This is a genomic window from Sphaerisporangium sp. TRM90804 (assembly GCF_029846175.1).
Lineage (GTDB): Bacteria > Actinomycetota > Actinomycetes > Streptosporangiales > Streptosporangiaceae > Sphaerisporangium.
Window position 1 is genome coordinate 352895 of sequence record NZ_JARWAC010000007.1, and the last position, 22340, is coordinate 375234.

Genomic DNA, 22340 nt, shown 5'->3' on the forward strand with positions numbered 1-22340 from the left:
CACTGGTGTGTCGTCCATGATGGAGACCTTGACGAGGGGTGGCGGTTATGCAGATCGGCATGGTCGGGCTGGGCAAAATGGGCGGCAACATGGCTGAACGGCTGCGCCGGGCCGGCCACGACGTGGTCGGCTACGACCACCACCGGGAGTCCAGCGACGTCGGCAGCCTCAAGGAGCTCGTCGAGCGGCTCTCGCCGCAGCGGGTGATCTGGGTGATGGTCCCGGCCGGCGAGCCGACCCGCAAGACCGTCGAGGAGCTCGGCAAGCTGCTGTCCGAGGGCGATCTCGTCGTCGACGGCGGCAACTCCCACTACCTGGACGACAAGAAGCACGCCGACGAGCTGGCGACCAAGGGCATCGGCTTCGTCGACGTCGGCGTCAGCGGCGGCGTCTGGGGCCTGGAGAACGGCTACGCGCTGATGGCCGGCGGCGCCCCCGCCGACGTCGGCGCGCTGACGCCGATCTTCGAGGCGCTCAAGCCCGAGGGCGAGAACGGCTTCGTGCACGCCGGCAGCGTGGGCGCCGGCCACTTCGCCAAGATGGTCCACAACGGCATCGAGTACGGCATCATGCAGGCCTTCGCCGAGGGCTGGGAGCTGCTGGAGGCCACCGACGTCGTGACCGACGTGCCGGGGGCGTTCGCGAGCTGGCGCACCGGCACCGTCATCCGCTCGTGGCTGCTCGACCTCGCGGTCCGCGCCCTGGAGCAGGATCCCGACCTCTCGGAGCTGAAGGGCTACGCCGAGGACTCCGGGGAGGGCCGGTGGACGGTGCAGGCCGCCGTCGACCACGCCGTGCCGCTGCCCGCGATCACCGCCGCCCTGTACGCCCGGTTCTCCTCCCGCCAGGAGGACTCCCCGGCCATGAAGATGGTCGCGGCGCTGCGCAACCAGTTCGGCGGCCACGCCGTCGCCTCGAAGGAGGGTCAGACGTCCAAGGGCGCCGACGCGCCCGGCGCCGACGTCGTGCCGCCCGCCGAGGCCCAGGGCTGACAGGCCCGTCATCCACAGCCCGGCGCCGCGCGTTCCCGCGCGGCGCGTGGGCCCCCGGTGACGCACAGGCTGTGGACGAACGCCACGTGCCGGCGGTGCCGGTTGTGCGGATGTTGTCGTAGGGGAGCACTACCCTTCGTGGGGTGCATGTCGCCCATCTGTCGCTGACCGACTTCCGGTCCTACGCCGCGGTGGAACTGGCTCTGGAGCCGGGGGTGACGGCGCTGGTCGGCCCCAACGGCCAGGGCAAGACCAACCTCGTCGAGGCGCTGGGCTACGTCGCCACCCTCGGCAGCTTCCGGGTCGCCACCGACGCGCCCCTGGTGCGGCAGGGCGCCGCCCGGGCCGTCGTCCGCTCGGTGGTGGTCCGCGACGACCGGCAGGCCCTGGTCGAGCTGGAGATCAACCCCGGCCGGGCCAACCGCGCCCGGCTCAACCGCGCGGCGGTCCCCCGCCCTCGCGACGTCCTCGGCCTGCTGCGCACGGTGCTGTTCGCACCCGAAGATCTGGCCCTGGCGAAGGGCGATCCCGCCGAGCGGCGCCGTTTCCTCGACGACCTCCTGGTCGCCCGCGCGCCGCGTTTCGCGGGCGTGCGCGCCGACTACGACCGCGTGCTCAAGCAGCGCGGCGCCCTGCTGCGCACCGCGATGCAGGCGCGGGGCGGGCGCCGCCAGAGCGCCCGCCGTCAGGACGCCGAGACCGCCTTCTCCGCCGCGGGCGCCGGCGACGCCCTCAGCACGCTGGAGGTCTGGGACGCCCACCTGGCCCGCCAGGGCGCCGAGCTGCTCGCCGCCCGTCTGGAGCTCGTCGAGCTCCTGCGCCCGCTCGTCGCCCGCGCCTACGCCATGCTGGCGCCCTCCTCGGCCCCGGCGGGCATCGAATACCGCGGCACCTCCCCCACGGGCCTGTGGACGGCTCAAGGCCCCGCGGAGCCGCCCTCATCCGAAGGGGCCGGAGCCGCCGCCGGATCACCCGAGCCCCAAGGGGCCGGAACCGCCGCCGGCCCGCCTGAGCGGGGGGGCACGGCCGGCGCCGCCCCGTCCACAGGGGCGCGGGGCCCGGTGGCCGATCGGGCCGCGCTCGAAGAGGGCCTTCGGGCGAGCCTGCTCGAAGTGCGCCAGGCCGAGCTCGAACGCGGCGTGACCCTGGTCGGCCCGCACCGTGACGACCTGCTGCTCGCCCTCGGCGAGCTGCCCGCGCGCGGCTACGCCAGCCACGGCGAGTCCTGGTCGTTCGCGCTCGCGCTGCGCCTCGCCGCCTACGACCTGCTCCGGGCGGAGGGCGGCGACCCCGTCCTGATCCTCGACGACGTCTTCGCCGAGCTCGACTCGCGCAGGCGGCGCGCCCTGGCCGAGATCGTCGCCCCGGCCGAACAGGTGCTGATCACCGCCGCCGTGCCCGAGGACGTCCCCGCGCAGCTCGTGGGAGCCCGGTTCGACGTCATGGAAGGGAGCGTCACCCGTGCTGGATGAGACCTCTGCCGAGTCCTCCGGGGTGCAGTCGCCGGAGGGCATGGCCGCCCGCGGGGCGGCGCTCGCCCGCGAGAAGCTCGCCCAGGCGAAGGCCGACGCCGCCCGGCGCGGGCGGCTGCCCAGGAGCGAGCCGCGCCGCCGCTCCTCGGCCCGGCGTGACACCGCGGACCCTCAGCTCTTCGGCCGCGCGATCCGCGAGCTGCTGTCCGACCGCGGCTGGGAGCAGCCGGTCGCCGTCGGCGGGGTTTTCGGCCGGTGGCACGAGATCGTGGGCCCCGACCTCGCGGCGCACACCAAGCCCGAGTCCTTCGCCGACGGCGAGGTGCTGGTCGTCGCCGACTCCACGGCCTGGGCCACGCAGCTGCGCCTGCTGGCGTCCAGCCTGGTCAGAAGGCTCAACGAGGAGCTCGGCGACGGCACGGTGCGCCGGGTGAAGGTGCGCGGGCCGCAGAACGGCCCGCGTCCGACGGGCGGCCTGCGGGTCACGGGCAGCCGCGGCCCCGGCGACACCTACGGCTGAGCCGGGCCCGCGGCGGCCGTCCGGCCCTCGCCGCAGAGACGTCGATCCCCGGGGAAACCGATCAGAATCCCGTTGGCGGGGGTGACCCCCTCGCCCGTGGGGGGATGCCCCCGGGGGTGGTGAACGCGGGACAGGCGAGCACAGCGGCCGTCAATGCCACCTGAAGCGCTTCTGACCGGTAGAATGAAATCGGATTCCGGACACGTCCGATGCGCGTCACCCCCGGCTTCGCGCCGATCCCTCGGGGTGGTCTGTATCGCGGCACTCACGACGGTGACGGGCACGGCAGGGCAGCGGCCACTTGGGGGCTCTCCTGCCGCGTGTCCGCGGCAGGAGGATTTCGCACTTGTCCTACGACGCTAGCTCAATCACCGTTCTCGAAGGGCTTGAGGCGGTACGTAAGCGCCCGGGAATGTACATCGGCTCGACCGGAGAGCGTGGTCTCCACCACCTCGTCCAGGAGATCGTGGACAACTCCGTCGACGAGGCGCTCGCCGGGCACGCCGACCACATCGAGATCACCCTCCTTCCCGACAACGGCGTCCGGGTCGTGGACAACGGACGCGGCATTCCCGTGGGCATGGTCAAGGGCGAGCAGCGCCCCGCGGTCGAGGTCGTGCTCACCGTCCTGCACGCCGGCGGCAAGTTCGACAGCAAGTCCTACGCCGTCTCCGGCGGTCTGCACGGCGTGGGCGCGGCGGTCGTCAACGCCCTGTCCTCGCGCCTGCAGGTCGAGGTGCGCACCGAGGGCCGCTACTGGCGGCAGTCCTACATCCGCGGCGTGCCGACCGCCCCGCTCGCCGAGGGCGAGCCCGCGACCGACACCGGGACGTCGATCACCTTCTGGGCCGACGAGGAGATCTTCGAGACCACCACCTGGAGCTTCGAGACCCTCTCGCGGCGGTTCCAGGAGATGGCGTTCCTCAACAAGGGCCTGACCATGGTCCTGCGCGACGAGCGTCCCGACCACGTCAACGGCGAGCCCCGCGTGGTGACGTACCACTACGAGGGCGGCATCTCCGACTTCGTCCGGCACATCAACTCCAAGAAGGAGCCCGTCCACGGCTCGGTCATCGACTTCGACGCCGAGGGCGACGGCATCTCCGTCGAGATCGCGATGCAGTGGAACGGCTCGTACACCGAGTCCGTCTACACCTTCGCCAACACGATCAACACGGCCGAGGGCGGCACCCACGAGGAAGGTTTCCGCGCGGCGCTGACGTCGATCGTCAACCGCTACGCCCGGGAGCAGAAGTTCCTCAAGGAGGGCAAGGACGACAACCTCACCGGCGACGACATCCGCGAGGGCCTCACCGCCATCATCTCGGTCAAGCTCACCGACCCGCAGTTCGAGGGGCAGACCAAGACCAAGCTGGGCAACACCGAGGCGAAGTCGTTCGTGCAGAAGGCCTGCAACGACTCCATCCGCGACTGGTTCGAGCGCAACCCCGGCGAGGCCAAGGAGATCCTCAACAAGTCCCTCCAGGCCTCCCGCGCCCGCATCGCCGCCCGCCAGGCGCGCGACCTCACCCGGCGCAAGTCGCTGCTGGAGGCCGGCTCCGGGCTTCCGGGCAAGCTGGCCGACTGCCAGTGGACCGAGCCCGAGAAGTGTGAGCTCTACATCGTCGAGGGCGACTCGGCGGGCGGTAGCGCCAAGGGCGGCCGTGACGCCAAGTTCCAGGCGATCCTCCCGATCCGCGGCAAGATCCTCAACGTCGAGAAGGCCCGCATCGACCGGGTGCTCAAGAACAACGAGGTCCAGGCCCTCATCACCGCCCTCGGCACCGGCGTGCACGCCGAGTTCGACATCCAGAAGCTCCGCTACCACAAGCTGATCCTGATGGCGGACGCCGACGTCGACGGCCAGCACATCACCACGCTGCTGCTCACGCTGCTGTTCCGCTTCATGCGGCCGTTGATCGAGGCCGGGCACGTCTACCTCTCCCAGCCCCCGCTGTACAAGATCAAGTGGGACAGGAAGGGTGAGGACGCCAGCTACGCCTACTCCGACCGCGAGCGCGACGCCGTCATCCAGGCCGGCATCGAGGCCGGCCGCCGCGACCCGCGCATGCACGACGGCGTGCAGCGCTTCAAGGGTCTGGGCGAGATGAACCCCTCCCAGCTCTGGGAGACCACGATGAACCCCGCGACGCGGGTCCTGCTCCAGGTCACCCTCGACGACGCCGCGCAGGCCGACGAGATGTTCACCGTCCTCATGGGCGAGGACGTCGAGGCACGCCGCTCGTTCATCATTAGAAACGCACGGGATGTCCGGTTCCTGGACGTGTAGCCGTAGCCGTACAGCCTCATCTTCGAAAAGGACACATCACCCGTGACGGAAGTGAACACCCCGCCCGGCCCGCCCGCGAACCGCGTCGAGCCGGTCGACATCCAGTCCGAGATGCAGCGCAGCTACATGGACTACGCGATGTCGGTCATCGTCTCCCGCGCGCTGCCCGACGTGCGCGACGGCCTCAAGCCGGTGCACCGGCGCGTGCTCTACGCGATGTACGACGGCGGGTACCGGCCCGACCGCGGATACTTCAAGTGCTCCCGCGTCGTCGGCGACGTGATGGGCTCCTACCACCCGCACGGCGACGCGTCGATCTACGACACCGTCGTCCGGCTGGCACAGCCCTGGGCGCTGCGCTACACGCTGGTCGACGGCCAGGGCAACTTCGGCTCCCCGGGCAACGACCCGCCCGCCGCCATGCGGTACACCGAGTGCCGGCTCGCGCCGATCGCCATGGAGATGCTCCGTGACATCGACAAGGAGACCGTCGACTTCCAGCCCAACTACGACGGCCGCTCCCAGGAGCCGATCGTCCTGCCGTCGCGGTTCCCCAACCTGCTGGTCAACGGCTCGGCCGGCATCGCGGTGGGCATGGCGACCAACATCCCGCCGCACAACCTGCGCGAGGTCGCGAGCGGCGTCAAGTGGTGCCTGGAGAACCCCGACGCCTCCGAGGAGGAGCTGCTCGAAGCGCTGATCGCCCGGGTGAAGGGGCCCGACTTCCCCACCGGCGCGCTGATCGTCGGCCGCCGCGGCATCGACGACGCCTACCGCACCGGTCGCGGCTCGATCACCATGCGCGCCATCGTGGAGGTCGAGGAGGACGCCAAGGGCCGGCAGAACCTGGTGGTCACCGAGCTGCCCTACCAGGTCAACCCGGACAACCTGGCGCTCACCATCGCCGAGCTGGTGAAGGACGGCCGGGTCACCGGCATCGCCGACGTCCGCGACGAGACCTCCTCGCGCACCGGCCAGCGCCTGGTGATCGTGCTCAAGCGCGACGCCGTGGCCAAGGTCGTGCTGAACAACCTCTACAAGCACACCCAGCTCCAGACCACGTTCGGCGCCAACATGCTGGCGCTGGTCGACGGCGTGCCGCGCACCCTGCGCATCGACCAGTTCGTCAAGTACTACGTGGCCCACCAGATCGAGGTCGTGGTCCGCCGCACCCGCTATCTGCTGCGCAAGGCCCAGGAGCGCGCCCACATCCTGAGCGGCCTGCTCAAGGCCATGGACCGCATGGACGACGTCATCGCCCTCATCAGGCGGTCGCCCTCGGCGGCGCAGGCCGTCGGCGGTCTGATGGAGCTCCTGGAGATCGACGAGATCCAGGCGCAGGCCATCCTCGACATGCAGCTCCGCAAGCTCGCGGCGCTGGAGCGCCAGCAGATCACCGACGAGTACGAGTCGCTGATGGCGCAGATCGCCGAGTACGAGACGATCCTGGCCTCGGAGCCCCGGCAGCGTCAGATCGTGTCCGACGAACTCGGCGACATCGTCACCAAGTACGGCGACGAGCGCAAGACCGAGATCATCGCCTACGACGGCGACATGTCCATCGAAGACCTCATCGCCGAGGAGGACATGGTCGTCACGATCACCCGTGGCGGCTACGCCAAGCGCACCAAGACCGACCTGTACCGGGCGCAGAAGCGCGGCGGCAAGGGCGTGCGGGGCGCGCAGCTCCGCCAGGACGACATCGTCGAGCACTTCTTCGTCACGACGACGCACCACTGGCTGCTGTTCTTCACCAACAAGGGGCGCGTCTACCGCGTCAAGGCCTACGAGCTGCCCGACTCCGGCCGCGACGCCCGCGGCCAGCACCTGGCGAACCTCCTGGCCATGCAGCCCAACGAGCACGTCATGGAGGTCCTCGACCTGCGCGACTACCAGGTTTCGCCCTACCTGGTGCTGGCCACCCGCAGCGGCCTGGTGAAGAAGACCCGCCTGTCGGAGTACGACTCCCCCAGGTCCGGCGGCCTGATCGCGATCAACCTCCGCGAGGACGACGAGGTGATCGCCGCGCGGCTGGTCTCCGAGGAGGACGACCTGCTGCTGATCTCGCGGGGCGCCAAGTCGATCCGCTTCACCGCGGCCGACGAGGCACTGCGTCCCATGGGGCGTGCGACCAGCGGCGTCATCGGCATGCGGTTCCTCGACGGGGACGAGCTGCTCGCCATGAACGTCGTGAGCGACGGGGCCGACGTGTTGATCGCGACCGAAGGCGGGTATGCGAAGCGGACGCCCGCGGATCAGTATCCGCTGCAGGGCAGGGGCGGGCAGGGTGTGCTGACTGCCAAGATTGTCAGTGCTCGTGGGAAGCTGGTCGGAGCAGTCATGGTGAGTCCCGAGGACGAGGTGTTCGCCATCACCTCGGCAGGCGGAGTCATCCGGACCAGTGCGGGCGAGATCAAGCAGTCCGGCCGCCAGACCATGGGAGTGCGCCTGATGAACCTCTCGGACGGAGACAGCGTGGTCGCCCTTGCCCGCAACGCCGAAGCGCTGGACACCGAGGACAACGGGGGAGATGACGAGCAATGAGCCCTCAGGCCAGCTCCGGGGGAGCCGGCGGGCCGGGGAAGCCCGGCACGCCGTCCAACCGGAAGCGTAACAATCCCAAGGGGAGCCGTCCGGCCTCCTCGGTGAACTCATCGACACGCAACCAGGTCACCGAGAACGTCGAGAAGACCGACGCCGCCGAGGCCCGTCCCGCCGACCAGGCCGACGACCGCGTGGTCGTCGTGTCCGAGGACGACACCACCGCCGAGGGCACCGAGAGCGGGGACGCCACGCTGCGCATCCGCTCCTCCTCGGTCCCCGACGGCTCCTGGTCGCCGTCCGACACGCCGGGCGGCGGCCCCACCAGGCCCGCCTCGAAGCCTTCTGGCCCGTCGGGCACGACCGGCACGTCCCGCGTGACGCCGTCCGGCAGGACGCCCGCCTCCGGCGCCAGGCCCACGCCGGCGTCGTCCGGCACGTCGTCCACCACGTCGTCCACGCCCTCGGGGCCGGCGGCCTCCGCGCGCACCGGCACCTCGTCGCGTCCCGGCTCCGGCACGTCCGGCCCCGGGGCGGGAACGTCGGGTTCCAGCGGAACGTCGGGTTTCGGAGCGGGCACGTCCGGCTCCGCCTCGGGCACGTCGAGCGCGTCCGGCACCCGCACCGGCGGCCCCGGGAGCACGAGCGGCCCAGGGGCGCCGGGAAGCACCGGTGGCCCCGGGGGCCGGGGAAGCGCGAGCGGTTCCGGCACGGGGCGCCCCGGCGCTCCGGGCTCGGGCGGGCCCGGCCGTCCCGGCGGGTCCTCCGCCTCGGCCGGCGCCACCGAGAGCACCGGCGTTCTCGGCGCCACCGCCCCGGGCGGCACCACGTCTCCCGGCGGCACCACCGCCCCCGGCGGGGGAGCCCTCGGCGGCCTGGGCGAGAGGGGCGAGGGCGGCCAGCGGCTCTCCGGCGCCAACTCCCGCGCGGGCGGCCTCGGCACGGTGTCGGCGCTGGCGACGCCCGACGCCCCCACCACCGCCCGCACCGGCCAGCGCGACAAGGCGGCCCCGGCCAAGGCCCCGCGCAAGGCGCACCTCGTCCTGCGCAGGATCGAGCCCTGGTCGGCGATGAAGTTCAGCTTCGTCGTCTCCGTGGTCTGCTTCCTGATGCTGTTCGTGGCCGTGGCCGTCCTGTACGGCGTGCTGTCGGCCCTCGGTGTCTTCGACTCGATCGTCAGCACCGTGACCCAGCTCACCGTCCCCGACGGCAACACGAGCAGCGGCCTCGACATCCAGTCCTGGTTCGAGCCCGGCCTCATCCTCGGCTACACGGCCCTGATCGGCGCGGTCAACGTCGTTCTGATCACCGCCATGTGCACCCTGGGCGCCGTGATCTACAACCTCGCAGCCGAAGTGGTCGGCGGCGTGGAGGTCACCTTCAGCGAGGCCGAATAACCACCCGGGCCCCCGCCGGGTTCCCCACCACAGGAGCCCGGCGGCCCCTCCCGGCCGACCCACCCGGCCGCGAAGCACGGTAAGCTTTCCCCAGCCAGGCAGACGATTCGCCTCCGCCCCGCGGACACGATAGTCTTCCTGCACCGCAAAGCGGGGCTATAGCTCAGACGGTTAGAGCGCTTCCCTGATAAGGAAGAGGTCCCAGGTTCAAGTCCTGGTAGCCCCACACAGCTCAGAGGCCATTTCCCGCAAGGGAAGTGGCCTTTTTGTTCTTCCGGGCGACTAAGAGGGCCTCGTTCACGACTCGCCGACGACCAGATCGGTCTCTGCGGCCTCGATCACCTGCTGCAGGCGCAGGCCGTGGCGCACGTCCAGCTCGTGCGAGGTGTCTTCCTGGACCGCCGCCACGAACTCCCGGTACATCTTGTTGATCGCGTCAAGGCCGACCGCCGCCACGCAGTCGATCGCGGCGGAGCCGCCCGGACCGAAGACCTCGACCTCGGCGCGCCTGGCGCCCCCCTCCGGCGATACGTACATCGACGCCTCGCTGTGACGGCCGATCCGGTGCTCCAGCATCAGTCCGAACCAGCCGTCCGGATCGCCGTGGGCGCGCACGCCGACCACCCTGCCCAGGGCCGCGTCGAGGAGGTCCACGAGATCGGATCCCAGATTCCGCAGGACGCTGAGTTCGCGCACCCAAGGGCTCGCGCCGACCGGTGCCGGGGTGACGACCCGGCCGCTGCCCCCTTTGGGGGACGTCCGCGGAACCTCGGTGGTCAGGAAATCACGGACCGCCGAGGCATAGCGCCATGTCAGCGCGACCTGCGAGACGCTGCGCTCGGCGGCCACCGCCAGGTCCTCGGCCCCGGCGAGGTCGCTCGCGATGGGCCTCTCCAGCAGCACCGCCTTGCCCCGGCGCGCGGCCACGGCGGCGACGTCTTCTTGTACGGCGGGAGGAACGGCGAAGACGACCGCGTCGCAGTGGTTGAGCATCTCGCTGAAGTGGTCGAACACTGGCACGCCGTACTTGTTCGCGAGAGCGCGGGTGGCCATCGGAGAGCGCGCCCACACCCCGGCGAACCGGACTCCCCGGCACGAGGCGATGGCTGGAGCGTGGACCTCGGTGGCCCGGCGCCCCGTCCCGGCAAGACCGATGGTGACTGTCATAGCATCGACTGTAAACACCCGACTTCGCAGTTCGGAAGGCATGGCCTGATACGGAGAGTCGGGCTTTAGGGAGGTCCGCCATGCGCATGACCAAGCTTCCGTCCGGTGACGAGATCGTGGTTCTCGGCATGGGGACCTGGCATATGGGTGAGGTCCCCTCGCTCCGGAGGGAGGAGATCGCGGCGCTGCGCCAAGGTCTGCAACTGGGAATGACGCTGATCGACACCGCCGAGATGTACGGCGACGGCAGGGCGGAACAACTCGTCGGCGAGGCAATCGCCGGCCACCGGGACGAGGTCTTCCTGGTCAGCAAAGTCCTGCCGCAGCATGCCACGTTCAGTGACACGATCGCCGCCTGCGAGGGCAGCCTGCGCCGCCTCGGGACCGACCGGCTCGACCTCTACCTGCTGCACTGGCGGGGCCCCGCGCCGCTGGAGGTGACCGTGGGGGCCTTCGAGGAGCTAATGAGCCGGGGGCTCATCCGGAGCTGGGGCGTGAGCAACTTCGACGTCCCAGACATGGAGGAGATGATGACTGTTCCCGGTGGGCAGGCCGTACAGACCGACCAGGTGCTCTACAACCTCATGCGGCGCGGCATCGAGTACGACCTGATGTCCTGGTGCCACGAACGGAGCATACCGATCATGGCTTACTCGCCCATCGAGCAGGGCCGGATGCTCACCCATCCCACGCTCCGCTTCGTGGCGGAGCGGCATGAGGCGACTGCGGCTCAGGTGGCCCTCGCGTGGGTGCTGCGCAATGATGGTGTCGTCGCAATTCCCAAGGCGGGAACGCGGGAGCACGTCCAGCAGGACCACGCGGCCCTCGCCCTGCGTCTCACCGAGGACGACTTCACGCTTCTGGACGGGGCGTTCCCGCCACCGCTGAGCAAAAAGCCGCTCGAAATGCTGTGAACACGGTGCGGGTGGCCACCTTGATCTTCCACTACCGGCCCGGTTAGATGTCCGGGCCCTGATCGTGAGGGACACCCGAGCGTCATTCGCGTGCCTCACGACCACGTCACTCGCTGATCCAATCCTGCGGCTCCGATCGGCCGTCCAGCGTCGCCGCCTCGCTGTCGTTGTGATCATCGAGAGGGCTGGTGGGCGCCGGTGATCGACGGGCGAACTTCGGGCCGTTCAGGAAGTCGCTACAGCAAGACCGCGCAGCCCTGATGGCGGAGCGTCGTGATCCAGTCGGGGGGTCGATCCAGCTTGGTCCATCGCAGGTCGAGTTTCTCCAGCCGGGGTAGGGTGCCGAGACTGTCGGGCAGTTCGCGCAGACTGCTGGCGCAGGTCGAGGTGGACGAGGTGCGGGAGGAAGTCGGGAGATCACCTTTCCGGCGCCGCCTCCCGCGTCGTCCTCAGTGCCGCGGCGAGCTCGGCCTGTCGGCGCCGGGATGGGGCGGGAAGAGCGCGACTTCCTCGTGGGTTGGGACTGGGCGTGAGGATCGGTGAGGCGGCCAGGACCAGTGGTGTCAGCGCCAGGGCGCTGCGGTTCTACGAGGACGAAGGGCTCATCGTCCCGGGCCGGTGCGGCAACGGGTACCGCGACTACTGCGGCTTCACCGTCGACCGGGTGATCGTCATTCGCTCGCTGCTGGACTCGGGGCTGTCCGTGCGACTGATCAGGGACGTGCTGCCCCACGTCACAGGCGAGGCCACAGGCCGCGATCAGCTGTGCGAGGAGTTCCTGGCCGAGGTCCGGCGCTATCGCGATCGACTCGATGCCCGCATCGCCGCGCTCACCGCTCGACGGTCGGCGCTCGACGTGTTCCTGGACGAGAGTTCACACCAGTCGTAGCGAACGACTTGACCTTGACGTCGGCGTGAGTCTCGTACGTTCCGGGAATGGACATCGAGAACGTGACACCCGCTGGGACGATGCGTGCCCTGGTGCAGCCTTCGTACGGCGGCCCGAACGACCTGACCCTGGTGGCCGACCATCCGCGTCCCGTCAGTCCTGGGCCGGGTGACTACGTGGTCCGTGTGGGTGCGGCGGGGGTCAACTTCGCGGACGTGATGCAGACCCGTGGAACCTACGGCGGCGGGCCGCGACCTCCCTACGTGGCCGGGTTCGAGGCGGCCGGCGAGATCGTCGCCGCCGGTGCCGGGGTCGACGGGCCGCTGCCGGCCGGAACCCATGTCATCGGAGCCGGCTCCGGCGCTTTCGCCGAGTACATGCTGATGCCGGCCGCGGGCGTCCTGCCGGTTCCGCCGGGGTGGAGCGACGCCGCGGCCCTGGGCATGGTGCTGAACTGGGCGACGGCCCTGGCGGCGCTGCGGCCGCTGGGCGAACTCAAGGAGGGTGAGGTGGTGCTCATCCAGGCCGCCGCGGGGGGCGTGGGACAGGCCGCCGTCCGCCTCGCCCGTCACTATGGGGCCCAGATCATCGCCACCGCGTCGCCGGCGAAACACGACGACGTCAGGGCGCTCGGCGTCGACGTGGTTCTCGATCCCTCCCGCGGCGATCTGGCCGAGGAGATCCTGCGCCGGACCGGCGGTGTCGACGTGGTGCTCGAGTCGGTCGGCAAGGCCACCTTCGAGGCCAGCCTGTCGGTGACCAAGCCCATCACCGGCCGAGTCGTCGTCTTCGGCGCCGCTTCCGGGGACGCCGTCCTGACGACCCATGACCTGATCTTCACCCACCCGGTGCAGGTCAAGGGACTCCACATCGGCGCGTTGGCGAAGGCGTCGCCCTCCGTCTACCAGGGGCTGATCGACGAGATCGAGCGGCTCATCGCGCGGGGCGTCTACGCGCCCGGTACCCCTCAGGTGCATCCCCTCGGCGAGGGCCCGAGGGTCCTTCGAGAGCTCGAGGCAGGTGTGACCCGCGGCAAGCACGCCCTCGACCCGAGGCGCTAGAAGGCGGAGGCGCGGCGCTCGAACCGAGCAGCGCCCACCGGCGGAAAGAGCCCGTCTTCACGAGGGAGGGGGCGGCGTCCCGGGGCCTGAGCGGGCCCGCCGAGTGCCGGCGCGGTGGCTGCGCGCAGCAGGATGGGCGCATGACTACAGCTCGACGTGCGTTCTGGGAACAGCACGCCTGCCTGCCCCTCAGCCTTGACGCCGAGGTCGGCGACATTCTGCGGTACCGCCGGCCCGGCGGGGCCTATGTGTGCGTCAACGTCGGCTATGCGCCGCATTCTCGTGAGGATTCGCTCTCCTACATCGACCACTTCACCCGCGCGATCGAGGCCCACCCCGACCTGGAGCTCGCCACGACCGTCAAGGAGATCGACGCGGCGGTACCGGACGACCGGATCGTGGTGGCGTTCGACCTGGAGGACTCGGGTCCGCTGGCGGGCGACCTCGACATGGTGCGGACCTTCTACGACCTGGGTGTGAAGTCGCTGCTGCCGAGCTACAACAACGGCAACGCCGCCGGGGGCGGCTGTCTCGACGCCGTCGACACGGGGCTGACGGCCTACGGCCGGGAGCTGGTGCGGCGCATGAACGAGGTCGGCATGCTGGTCGACGGGTCGCACTGCGGCACCCGTACCGGGCTGGATCTCTCGGAGGCCTCCGAGCAGCCGATGATCTACTCGCACTCGGCGATGCGCGGGTTGTGGGACCACGCCCGCAACATCACCGACGAGCAGGCCCGCGAGTGCGCCGCGACCGGCGGCGTCATCGGCATCCCCGGCGTGGGCATCTTCCTGGGGCCCAACACCGCGACCCTGGACGCCTTCGTCGCCCACATCGACTACGCCGTCGAACTGGTGGGGCCCGAGCACGTCGGCATCGGCAGCGACTACTCCTTCGACGCCGAGGACGTGATGGCGGAGTTGGAGGACAACCCCGAGCTCTTCCCCGAGGAGTACACCCGCTGGGGCGTGATCCAGTTCGTCGAGCCGGAGACGACGCTGCTGGTCGAGCGTGAGCTGGTGGGGCGCGGTTATCCGGAGGAGGCGGTGCGCGGCATCCTGGGCGGCAACTTCCGGCGGGTGGCGGCCCAGGTCTGGAAGTGAGTGGTCGCCGATCGCGCAACCGCGATCAAGGGCTTGCCACCTCCGGTGGGGGCGGCTCGGTCTGGAAGTGAGTGGTTGGCCAATCGCACAAACGCGACCGGTTCGGGCTGTGCGATCGGCTGAGTACGGCGGCTGGAACACGATCTAGCCTCAGCACATGATGTCGCCGGAAAGCGTGCAGGACTGGCTTGACGAGCACTTCGCCGAGGTCGTGGCCCGGCGCGAAGTGCCGGGCGCCTCGGTCGCCGTGCTGGCCGAGGGCCGGGTGGTCACCGCCGCCGCCGGGGTGCTCAGCACGGCCACCGGGGTCGAGGCGACCACCGACTCGGTCTTCCAGATCGGGTCGATCACCAAGCTGTGGACCAGCGCTCTGGTGATGCAGCTCGTCGACGACGGTCTGGTCGACCTGGACGCGCCCCTGCGCACCTACCTGCCCGACTTCACGGTCGGCGACGCGGCCGCGTCCGCGGCGATCACCACCCGCCAGTTGCTCTGCCACGTCGCGGGCTTCGAGGGCGACGTCTTCACCGACACCGGCCGGGGCGCGGACGCCGTCGAGCGGTACCTCGCCTCGATCCGCGACATCCCGCAGCTCTTCGAGCCGGGAGAGGTGTTCTCGTACAACAACACCGGGTTCGTGGTGCTCGGCCGCCTGGTCGAGGTGCTGCGCGGCAAGCCGTTCGACGAGGTGCTGGTCGGGCGGCTCGCCGCGCCGCTCGGCCTCACGCACGTCTCGCCGAGCCCGTACGAGGCGATCATGCATCGGGCCGCCGTCGGGCACGTGCTGGGCGAGGGCGGCGCGCCGGTGCCCGCCCCCTTCTGGGCGCTGGCCAGGTCGAACGCGCCCGCCGGCTCGATGCTCGCGATGACCGCGCGCGACCTGCTCGGCTTCGTCGCGATGCATCTGGCGGGCGGCTCCGGCGTGCTCGAACCGGGCACGGTGGCGGCCATGTGGCAACCGCAGGTGAAGCTGCCCCGGCTCAGCGGCATGGGCGAATCGTGGGGGCTGGGCTGGGAGATGGCCGAGCACGACGGCCACGCCGTCGTCGGGCACGACGGCGGGACCGTCGGCCAGGCGGCCTTCCTGCGGGTCGTGCCGGACCACGGTGTGGCGATCGCGCTGCTGACCAACGGCGGCGACGTCTTCGGGATCTTCGAAGACGTGCTGGCGCACCTGCTCAAGGAGCTCACCGGAGTCACGCTGCCGGGGCGCCCGATGCCGCCGGCCGAGCCGGAGGCGATCGACCCGGCGCCCTACCTGGGCCGGTACGCCGACACGATCACCGAGATCACCGTCGGCCAGGACGCCGACGGCGTCATCTGGCTCGACCGGGTGCCCAAGGGCGTCATCGCGGAGATCGGCGAGAAGCCCCTGCGTATCCGGCTGGTGCACTTCGACGGCGACTCACTGATCTCCGCCGAGCCGTTCCGCGGCATCCATCCCGTCTTCGCCTTCATCGGGCGCGACGAGACGGGCCTCGCGAAATACGTCCACTACGGCCGTGTGGTCGCCCGTACCAGAAAAGGAACCGTATGAGTGCCCTACGCACGAGGGCCCTCGCGGCCCTCGCCCTGATCGCTCCGATCGGCCTGGCGGGCTGCGGCGGTGACGGCGGCGGCGCCGGTGGCGGCGGTGAAGCAGCCCAGGGCAAGACCTTCACCCTGGACATCCCGGCGGACCCGGGCGCGCTCGACCCGCAGGGTTCGGCGGTGAGCGCCCTGTTCGGCATGACGCAGTTCGCCTACGACAACCTGGTGGCCGTCGCCGAGGACGGCACGATCCTGCCGCAACTGGCCGGCGCGTGGACCGTCGACGGCACCACCCTCACCTTCGACATCAAGAGCGGCGTCACCTGCGCCGACGGTGCCCCGTTCACGGCGCAGACGGTGGTCGACAACATCGCCTACGTGGAGGACCCGAAGAACAAGAGCCCGTTCCTGGGCGTGTTCATCCCGGCCGGCGCCACCGCCTCCGCGTCGGGCTCGAAGGTCACCGTCAAGCTGGCCGCGCCCGCGCCGTTCGTGCTGAACTCGTTCTCCAACCTGCCGATGGTGTGCGACGCCGGCATGAAGGACCGGGCGAGCCTGAAGGCCAAGACGAACGGAACCGGGCCCTACGTGCTCACCGAGGCCGTTCCGTCCAACCGCTACACCTACCAGCTGCGCGAGGGCTACACCTGGGGCCCCGGCGGCGCCACCACGGCCGAGAAGGGAATGCCGGCCAAGGTGGTCGTCAAGATCGTCGCCAACGAGACCACCGCCGCCAACGAGCTGCTCGGGAGCACGGTCAACGCGGTCCAGATCACCGGCTCCGACGCCGGCCGCCTCTCTGGGGCGGGACTGAAGTCCGTCGGCACGCAGGCGATGATCGGCCAGCAGTGGTACAACCACGCCAAGGGTCACCCCACCTCCGATCCGGCCGTGCGGATGGCGCTGACCCAGGCGCTCGACCTCAAGCAGCTCCAGGTCGCCCTCACCTCCGGCAAGGGCGCCGCCGCGACCCAGCTCGCCACGCTGGAGCCGACCGGCTGCGCCGGCGACGCCGTCACCGGCCACCTGCCGGCCTTCGACGCCGCCGCCGCCGGGGCCACCCTGGACGCCGCCGGCTGGACGAAGGGCGCGGACGGCGTGCGCGCCAAGGACGGCAAGCCGCTCTCGGTCTCCTTCATCTACGACAACTCGCTCGGCACCGGCGGAGGAGCCGCCGCCGAGCTGGCCGCGGCGGCCTGGAAGGCGATCGGCGTCGACGTCAAGGCCACCCAGCAGAACCAGACCCAGCTCTCCGGCGCGCTGTTCGGCACCGGCGACTGGGACGTCGCCTGGGCGCCCGTCAACGTCAGCACTCCCGACCAGATCATGCCGTTCGTGTCCGGCCCGGCCGCGCCGAAGGGCACCAACTTCGCCTCGATCGACAACGCCGACTACCTCGCCGCCGCCACCAAGGCCATGGGCGTCACCGGCGCCGACGGGTGCAAGGACTGGTTCGCCGCCGAGCAGGCGCTCTACCGCTCCGCGGACCTGGTGCCGTTCGCCAACAACGTCATCCCCATCTTCCTCAAGGGCGCGGAGCTGTCCGTCATCGGCAACATCGTCCCCACCAGCATCCGGATGCTCGGTTAAGGATGAGGAACCCGACAGGCGGCCGGTGGCCGCGCTTCGCGCTCCGGCGCGCGGGGCGGCTGCTGGGGTCGCTCTGGGTGCTCGTGACCGCCTCGTTCCTGATGATCCACCTGGTCCCGGGCGACCCGGTGCGCGCGGCGCTCGGCCCGACCGCCCCGGCGGACCTGGTGCTGGCGCACAAACAGGAGCTCGGCCTGCTGGACCCGCTCTGGCGGCAGTACGCCGACTTCCTGAGCCGCCTGCTGAGCGGGGATCTGGGGGTGTCGATCTCCAGCCGGCTCCCGGTGGGCGAGACGATCGCCCACCGGCTGCCCGCCACGGCCCAGCTCGCCGTGGCCGCGTTCCTGCTCTCGGTGGCCGTCGCGGTGCCCATCGGCGTGGTGATGGCGGTGCTCACCCGCCGCGGGCGAGGACGGCGCGCGGAGCTGGCGTTCACCGGCACCAGCGTCGTGGTCGGCGCGATCCCCGACTTCCTGCTGGGCGTCGGGCTCGTCTACCTGCTGGCGGTGCAGACGCACGTGTTCCCGGTGGCGGGACTCGACGGGCCCGACTCCTACGTGCTGCCGGTGCTCGCGCTGGCGATCGGCCCGGCCGCGGTGCTGTCGCGCATCGTCCGGGTGGAGATGCTGGCGGTGATGGAGGCCGACTACGTCCGCACCGCGCGGGCCAAGCGGCTCACCCCGCTGCGGGTGCACGTCGTGCACGCGCTGCCGAACGCGGTGACGGCGAGCCTGACGATCGGGGGGCTGCTGCTGAGCTCGCTGGTGGCCGGGACGGTGCTGGTGGAGAACGTGTTCGCCTGGCCTGGGCTCGGCTCCTCGATCGTCGCCTCGATCGTCGCGAAGGACTATCCGCTGGTCCAGGGCACCGTCCTGGTCTACGGCGTCGGCGTCCTGCTGATCAACACCCTCGTCGACGTGGTGCTCGCGCTGCTCGACCCCCGTTCGGCGATCGGAGAGAGCTGATGCGGGCATTGCGGAGGCCCGTCGGCGTCGCCGGGCTGGGGCTGCTGGCCCTGGTTCTGTTCGTCGCCGCGTTCGGACCCGTCCTTTGGGGTGAGCGGGCCACGGTCGTCGACACCGGCGACCTGCTGGCGGGACCGTCGGCCGAGCACTGGATCGGCACCGACAACCTCGGCCGTGACCTGTTCGCCCGGGTGATGGTGGCCGCCCGGCTCTCGATCCTGCTGGCACTGGCGGCCACGGCGATCAGCCTGGTGCTGGGCATCGCCCTCGGGGCCGCGCCGATGCTGGTCGGGCGGCGGCTGGGCCGCCTCATCACCTCGGCCGTCAACGTGCTGGTGGCCTTCCCGGGCCTGCTGCTCGTGCTCTTCTTCGCCGTCGTCTTCGGCGTCGGCGCCCGGGGGGCCGCGCTCGCGGTGGGCCTGGCCGGGGCGCCGGCGTTCGCCCGGTTGTGTCACACGCTGGTCGCCGCCGTCTCCGAGCGGGACTACGTCGCGGCGGCGCGCATCGCCGGGGTGAGCAGGGTGCGGGTGCTGCTGCGGCACGTGCTGCCGAACATCGCCGAGCCGCTCATCGTGAACGCGACGATGGCGGCCGGTGGCGTGCTGCTCACCTTCGCGGGGCTCTCCTTCCTGGGACTGGGCGTGCAGGCGCCGTCCTACGACTGGGGCAAGCTCATGCAGGACGGGCTCAACGGCATCTACGTCCACCCGCTCGCCGCGCTCGGCCCCGGCATCGCCGTCGTGCTCGCCGGGCTCGCGTTCAACCTCACCGGTGAGGCCTTCGCGGCGGCGCCCGGCAGGACACGCCCTCTCGAAGCGGCCCGCGAACCGGCGGCCCGCACGGCTCCGGTCGCGGGCACGAGCCTGTCCGTGGACGGCCTGCGGGTGACGATCCCCGGACCGGCCGGCCCGATCCACGCGGTGCGGGGGGTCACGTTCACCGTCGGGGACGGCGAGGCCGTGGGGGTGGTCGGCGAGTCCGGCTCGGGCAAGTCGGTGACGGCGCTGGCGGTGGCCGGGCTCCTGGAACCGCCGATACGCGTCGACGCGAATCACCTGGTCGTCGCGGGAGAGGACCTCATGGCCGCCGGAGCGCATCGGCGCCTGGGCACCTCGCTGGCGGTCGTGTTCCAGGACCCCATGACGTCCTTCAACCCGGCGCACCGGGTCGGGCCGCAACTGGCCGAGGTGAGCCGCTTCCACCAGGGAATGAGCCGGAAGGCGGCCTTCGCCAGGGCGGTCGACCGGTTGCGCGCCGTGCGGATCGGCGAGCCCGGACGGCGCGCGCGGCAGTACCCTTTCGAGTTCTCCGGCGGCATGCGGCAGCGGGCGATGATCGGCATGGGTCTCATGGGAGACCCCCGGCTCATCATCGCCGACGAGCCGACCACCGCACTCGACGTCACCGTCCAGCGGCAGGTCCTGGAACTGCTCGCCGAGGTGCGCCGCGACACCGGTGCCGCCCTGCTGCTCATCAGCCACGACGTCACGGTCGTGACGGACGTGTGCGACCGGGTGCTGGTCATGTACGCGGGTCGGGTCGTGGAGGAACTGCCCGCCAAGGACCTGCGCACGCTCGCGCGGCATCCGTACACGCGGGCGCTCGTCGCGGCCGTGCCGGACATGGAGACCGATCTGAACCGGCCGCTCGCCGTCATCCCCGGGTTGCCCGTCGACCCCACGCAGGTGCCGTCCGGGTGCGCCTTCGCGCCCCGCTGCCCGTTCGCCGACGACCACTGCCGGGCGGTCGCGCCCGCGCTCGTGGCCGGCGTGGCGTGCCACAAGAGCGCGGAGGTCGGCCGGTGAGCGTGCTCAGCTTCCAAGAGGTCTCCGTTCGGTATGGCGCGCACACCGTGCTGGACGACGTCAGCCTGGAGGTGGCGGCGGGTCAGACCGTCGGCCTGGTCGGCGAGTCGGGCTGCGGGAAGTCGACCCTGGCGCGGGCCGCCGTCGGCCTGGCGCCAGTGACCGGCGGGCGCATCCTGCTCGACGGCAGGCCGGTCCCGAACCGGGGCCGCCGCCCGGTGCAGATGGTCTTCCAGGATCCCTACTCCTCCCTCGACCCCCGCATGACCGTGGGGGAGAGCATCGCGGAGGCCATGCCGGAGCGTCTCGGCAAGAAGGCCAGGCAGGCGGAGATCACCCGGCTGCTCGCCCTGGTCCACCTCGACGCGGCCCGGGCCGCGGACATCCCGGGAAGGCTCTCCGGCGGGCAGCGTCAGCGGGTCGCGCTGGCCCGCGCGCTCGCCGCCCGGCCGCGGGTGATCCTCGCCGACGAGATCACCTCCGCGCTGGACGTGTCCGTGCAGGGCGCCGTGCTCAACCTCATCCGGGACATGCGCCGCGACCTGGGCCTGTCCATGTTGTTCATCTCCCACAACCTGGCCGTCGTCCGGTACGTCGCCGACCACGTGGCGGTGCTGCACGCCGGGCGGATCGTCGAACACGGCCCCACCGCACGGGTGCTCGGCGCGCCACAGCACGAGTACACCCGCCATCTCCTCGCCGCCGTTTCCCTGAAGGAGCAGAAGTGACCGCCATCGACCAGGCCCACTGGCAGGACCGCCTCGACGAACTCGTCGCCAAGCACGGCATCCCCGGCGCCCAGCTCGGCATCCTGCGAATGGGCGAGGAGGAAGAACTGTTCACCCTCGCCACCGGGGTGCTGCACGCCGGCACCGGCCAGCCCGCCACCACCGACTCCGTCTGGCAGATCGGCTCGATCTCCAAGGTGTGGACCGCGACCGTCATCATGCGCCTCGTCGACGAGGGCGCCTTCACCCTGCACTCCCCGATCACCGAGATCCTGCCGGAGTTCCGGCTGCGCGACCCGCAGACCACCGCAGCCGTCACCGTCTGGCACCTGCTGACCCACACCAGCGGCATCGACGGCGACCTGTTCACCGACACCGGGCGGGGCGACGACGCCCTGGAGAAGTACGTCGCCCTGCTGGCCGACTCCCCGCTGAACCACCCGATCGGCGCCACCTGGTCGTACTGCAACGCGGGCTACTCCGTGCTCGGCCGCGTCATCGAGGTCGTCACCGGCCTGACCTGGGACCAGGCGATCAAGGAGAAGCTCTTCGCGCCGCTCGGGCTGACCCACACCACGACCCTGCCCGAGGAGGCGATGGTCTTCGCCCACGCGATGGGCCACGTCAAGGGCGGCGACGAACCCGTGGTCGCGCCGGTGTGGGCGCTGCCCCGCGCGGTCGGCCCGGCCGGGCTGATCACGGCGACCGTCACCGACGTGCTCGCCTTCGCCCGGATGCACCTGCTCGGCGGGATCGCCTCCGACGGCACCCGCGTCCTGTCGCAGGAGAGCACCGCGGCGATGTCGGCGTACCAGACCGACTGCCCCGAGAAGCGCCTGCTCGGGGACTCGTGGGGGCTGGGCTGGTTCCGCTGCGACTGGCACGGCCACCGGGCCTACGGCCACGACGGCAACACCATCGGCCAGGCGGCGTTCCTGCGCGTGCTGCCGGAGGCCGGTGTCGCGGTGGCGCTCAACACCAACGGCGGCAACACCCACGACCTCTACGTCGACCTCTACGAGGAGATCTTCTCCGAGCTCACCGGGGTGCGGCTGCCCGAGCCGTTCGAGCCCCCGGCCGAGCCGGTCACCAGCGATCTGACCCCGTACGCCGGCACGTACGAGCGCGAGTCGATCCGCATGGAGGTGTTCGACGAGGACGGCAAGCCGACCGTGCGCGTCACGGCGACGGGCCCGCTGGCCGAGCTGGAGGCCGACCCCGTACAGACGTACGAGATGACCCCGGTCGAGCCGGCCATGTACGCCGTGCAGCCCGACGGCATGGAGTCGTGGATGCCGGTGACCTTCTACTCGCTGCCCACCGGTGAGGACTACGTCCACTTCGGCGCCCGCGCGACCCCGAAGAGGCTCGGCTGA

Annotated in this window: 17 protein-coding genes and 1 tRNA gene; 17 read left to right on the plus strand and 1 reads right to left on the minus strand. The window is 71.1% G+C overall.

The features are described 5' to 3' along the window. The first annotated feature begins 47 nt into the window (after nucleotides 1-47). The 7 genes from gnd to PYR91_RS09085 all read left to right on the plus strand — a co-directional run bounded on the left by gnd (nucleotide 48) and on the right by PYR91_RS09085 (nucleotide 9438). Nucleotides 48-992 (plus strand): phosphogluconate dehydrogenase (NAD(+)-dependent, decarboxylating), encoded by a 945-nt coding sequence (gene gnd, locus PYR91_RS09055; RefSeq protein WP_279778911.1) that lies wholly within the window; start codon nucleotides 48-50, stop codon nucleotides 990-992. A gap of 143 nt (nucleotides 993-1135) precedes the next feature. After that, on the plus strand, nucleotides 1136-2464 hold the full coding sequence (gene recF, locus PYR91_RS09060) for a DNA replication/repair protein RecF (protein ID WP_279778912.1): 1329 nt from the start codon (nucleotides 1136-1138) through the stop codon (nucleotides 2462-2464). After that, on the plus strand, nucleotides 2454-2984 hold the full coding sequence (locus PYR91_RS09065; RefSeq protein WP_347942975.1) for a DciA family protein: 531 nt from the start codon (nucleotides 2454-2456) through the stop codon (nucleotides 2982-2984). Before recF ends, PYR91_RS09065 begins: the two co-directional genes overlap by 11 nt. A 346-nt stretch (nucleotides 2985-3330) precedes the next feature. Next, nucleotides 3331-5274, plus strand: coding sequence for a DNA topoisomerase (ATP-hydrolyzing) subunit B (gene gyrB, locus PYR91_RS09070; RefSeq protein WP_279778913.1), 1944 nt, complete (start codon nucleotides 3331-3333; stop codon nucleotides 5272-5274). A 42-nt stretch (nucleotides 5275-5316) separates the two neighbouring features. Beyond that, entirely contained in the window at nucleotides 5317-7818 is a 2502-nt protein-coding gene (gene gyrA, locus PYR91_RS09075; protein ID WP_279778914.1) for a DNA gyrase subunit A, read from the plus strand. 101 nt (nucleotides 7819-7919) lie between these two features. After that, a complete protein-coding gene (locus PYR91_RS09080; RefSeq protein WP_279778917.1) occupies nucleotides 7920-9212 on the plus strand; it encodes a DUF3566 domain-containing protein in 1293 nt (430 codons plus the stop codon). 152 nt (nucleotides 9213-9364) lie between these two features. Beyond that, a tRNA-Ile gene (locus tag PYR91_RS09085) sits at nucleotides 9365-9438 on the plus strand. 71 nt (nucleotides 9439-9509) lie between these two features. On the opposite strand, the gene PYR91_RS09090 is transcribed toward PYR91_RS09085, so the two are convergent. Beyond that, nucleotides 9510-10379 carry a Gfo/Idh/MocA family oxidoreductase gene (locus PYR91_RS09090; protein WP_279778918.1) on the minus strand — a complete coding sequence of 290 codons (870 nt, stop codon included), beginning with the start codon at nucleotides 10377-10379 and terminating at the stop codon, nucleotides 9510-9512. A gap of 80 nt (nucleotides 10380-10459) precedes the next feature. Here PYR91_RS09090 and PYR91_RS09095 point away from each other — a divergent pair, with 80 nt between their 5' ends. The 10 genes from PYR91_RS09095 (at nucleotide 10460) to PYR91_RS09140 (ending at nucleotide 22340) form a co-directional block, all read left to right on the plus strand. After that, the gene (locus PYR91_RS09095) at nucleotides 10460-11293 is read left to right on the plus strand and encodes an aldo/keto reductase (RefSeq protein WP_279778920.1); all 834 of its coding nucleotides are present in this window, start codon (nucleotides 10460-10462) and stop codon (nucleotides 11291-11293) included. A 529-nt stretch (nucleotides 11294-11822) separates the two neighbouring features. Next, complete coding sequence (locus PYR91_RS09100) at nucleotides 11823-12182, plus strand: MerR family transcriptional regulator (protein ID WP_279778921.1); 360 nt, start codon at nucleotides 11823-11825, stop codon at nucleotides 12180-12182. A 47-nt stretch (nucleotides 12183-12229) separates the two neighbouring features. Next, a complete protein-coding gene (locus PYR91_RS09105) occupies nucleotides 12230-13243 on the plus strand; it encodes a zinc-binding dehydrogenase (RefSeq protein WP_279778922.1) in 1014 nt (337 codons plus the stop codon). Nucleotides 13244-13383: 140 nt separating this feature from the next. Next, entirely contained in the window at nucleotides 13384-14346 is a 963-nt protein-coding gene (locus tag PYR91_RS09110; protein ID WP_279778923.1) for a membrane dipeptidase, read from the plus strand. 157 nt (nucleotides 14347-14503) lie between these two features. Beyond that, nucleotides 14504-15883, plus strand: a complete 1380-nt coding sequence (locus PYR91_RS09115; RefSeq protein WP_279778924.1) for a serine hydrolase — start codon at nucleotides 14504-14506, stop codon at nucleotides 15881-15883. Next, complete coding sequence (locus tag PYR91_RS09120) at nucleotides 15880-17466, plus strand: ABC transporter substrate-binding protein (protein ID WP_279778926.1); 1587 nt, start codon at nucleotides 15880-15882, stop codon at nucleotides 17464-17466. The genes PYR91_RS09115 and PYR91_RS09120 overlap by 4 nt, the downstream gene beginning before the upstream one ends. A gap of 2 nt (nucleotides 17467-17468) precedes the next feature. Further along, complete coding sequence (locus tag PYR91_RS09125; protein WP_279778927.1) at nucleotides 17469-18431, plus strand: ABC transporter permease; 963 nt, start codon at nucleotides 17469-17471, stop codon at nucleotides 18429-18431. Further along, nucleotides 18431-20236, plus strand: coding sequence for a dipeptide/oligopeptide/nickel ABC transporter permease/ATP-binding protein (locus tag PYR91_RS09130; protein WP_279778928.1), 1806 nt, complete (start codon nucleotides 18431-18433; stop codon nucleotides 20234-20236). The genes PYR91_RS09125 and PYR91_RS09130 overlap by 1 nt, the downstream gene beginning before the upstream one ends. Next, nucleotides 20233-20964, plus strand: coding sequence for an ATP-binding cassette domain-containing protein (locus PYR91_RS09135; protein ID WP_279778929.1), 732 nt, complete (start codon nucleotides 20233-20235; stop codon nucleotides 20962-20964). Before PYR91_RS09130 ends, PYR91_RS09135 begins: the two co-directional genes overlap by 4 nt. Beyond that, complete coding sequence (locus PYR91_RS09140) at nucleotides 20961-22340, plus strand: serine hydrolase (RefSeq protein WP_279778930.1); 1380 nt, start codon at nucleotides 20961-20963, stop codon at nucleotides 22338-22340. Before PYR91_RS09135 ends, PYR91_RS09140 begins: the two co-directional genes overlap by 4 nt.

Coding starts and splice junctions, on each gene's coding strand:
- PYR91_RS09105 (WP_279778922.1), top strand. CDS start 12,230: ATGGACATCGAGAACGTGACACCCGCTGGGACGATGCGTGCCCTGGTG.
- PYR91_RS09095 (WP_279778920.1), top strand. CDS start 10,460: ATGCGCATGACCAAGCTTCCGTCCGGTGACGAGATCGTGGTTCTCGGC.
- PYR91_RS09110 (WP_279778923.1), top strand. CDS start 13,384: ATGACTACAGCTCGACGTGCGTTCTGGGAACAGCACGCCTGCCTGCCC.
- PYR91_RS09115 (WP_279778924.1), top strand. CDS start 14,504: ATGATGTCGCCGGAAAGCGTGCAGGACTGGCTTGACGAGCACTTCGCC.
- PYR91_RS09125 (WP_279778927.1), top strand. CDS start 17,469: ATGAGGAACCCGACAGGCGGCCGGTGGCCGCGCTTCGCGCTCCGGCGC.
- PYR91_RS09120 (WP_279778926.1), top strand. CDS start 15,880: ATGAGTGCCCTACGCACGAGGGCCCTCGCGGCCCTCGCCCTGATCGCT.
- PYR91_RS09130 (WP_279778928.1), top strand. CDS start 18,431: ATGCGGGCATTGCGGAGGCCCGTCGGCGTCGCCGGGCTGGGGCTGCTG.
- PYR91_RS09090 (WP_279778918.1), bottom strand. CDS start 10,379: ATGACAGTCACCATCGGTCTTGCCGGGACGGGGCGCCGGGCCACCGAG.
- gnd (WP_279778911.1), top strand. CDS start 48: ATGCAGATCGGCATGGTCGGGCTGGGCAAAATGGGCGGCAACATGGCT.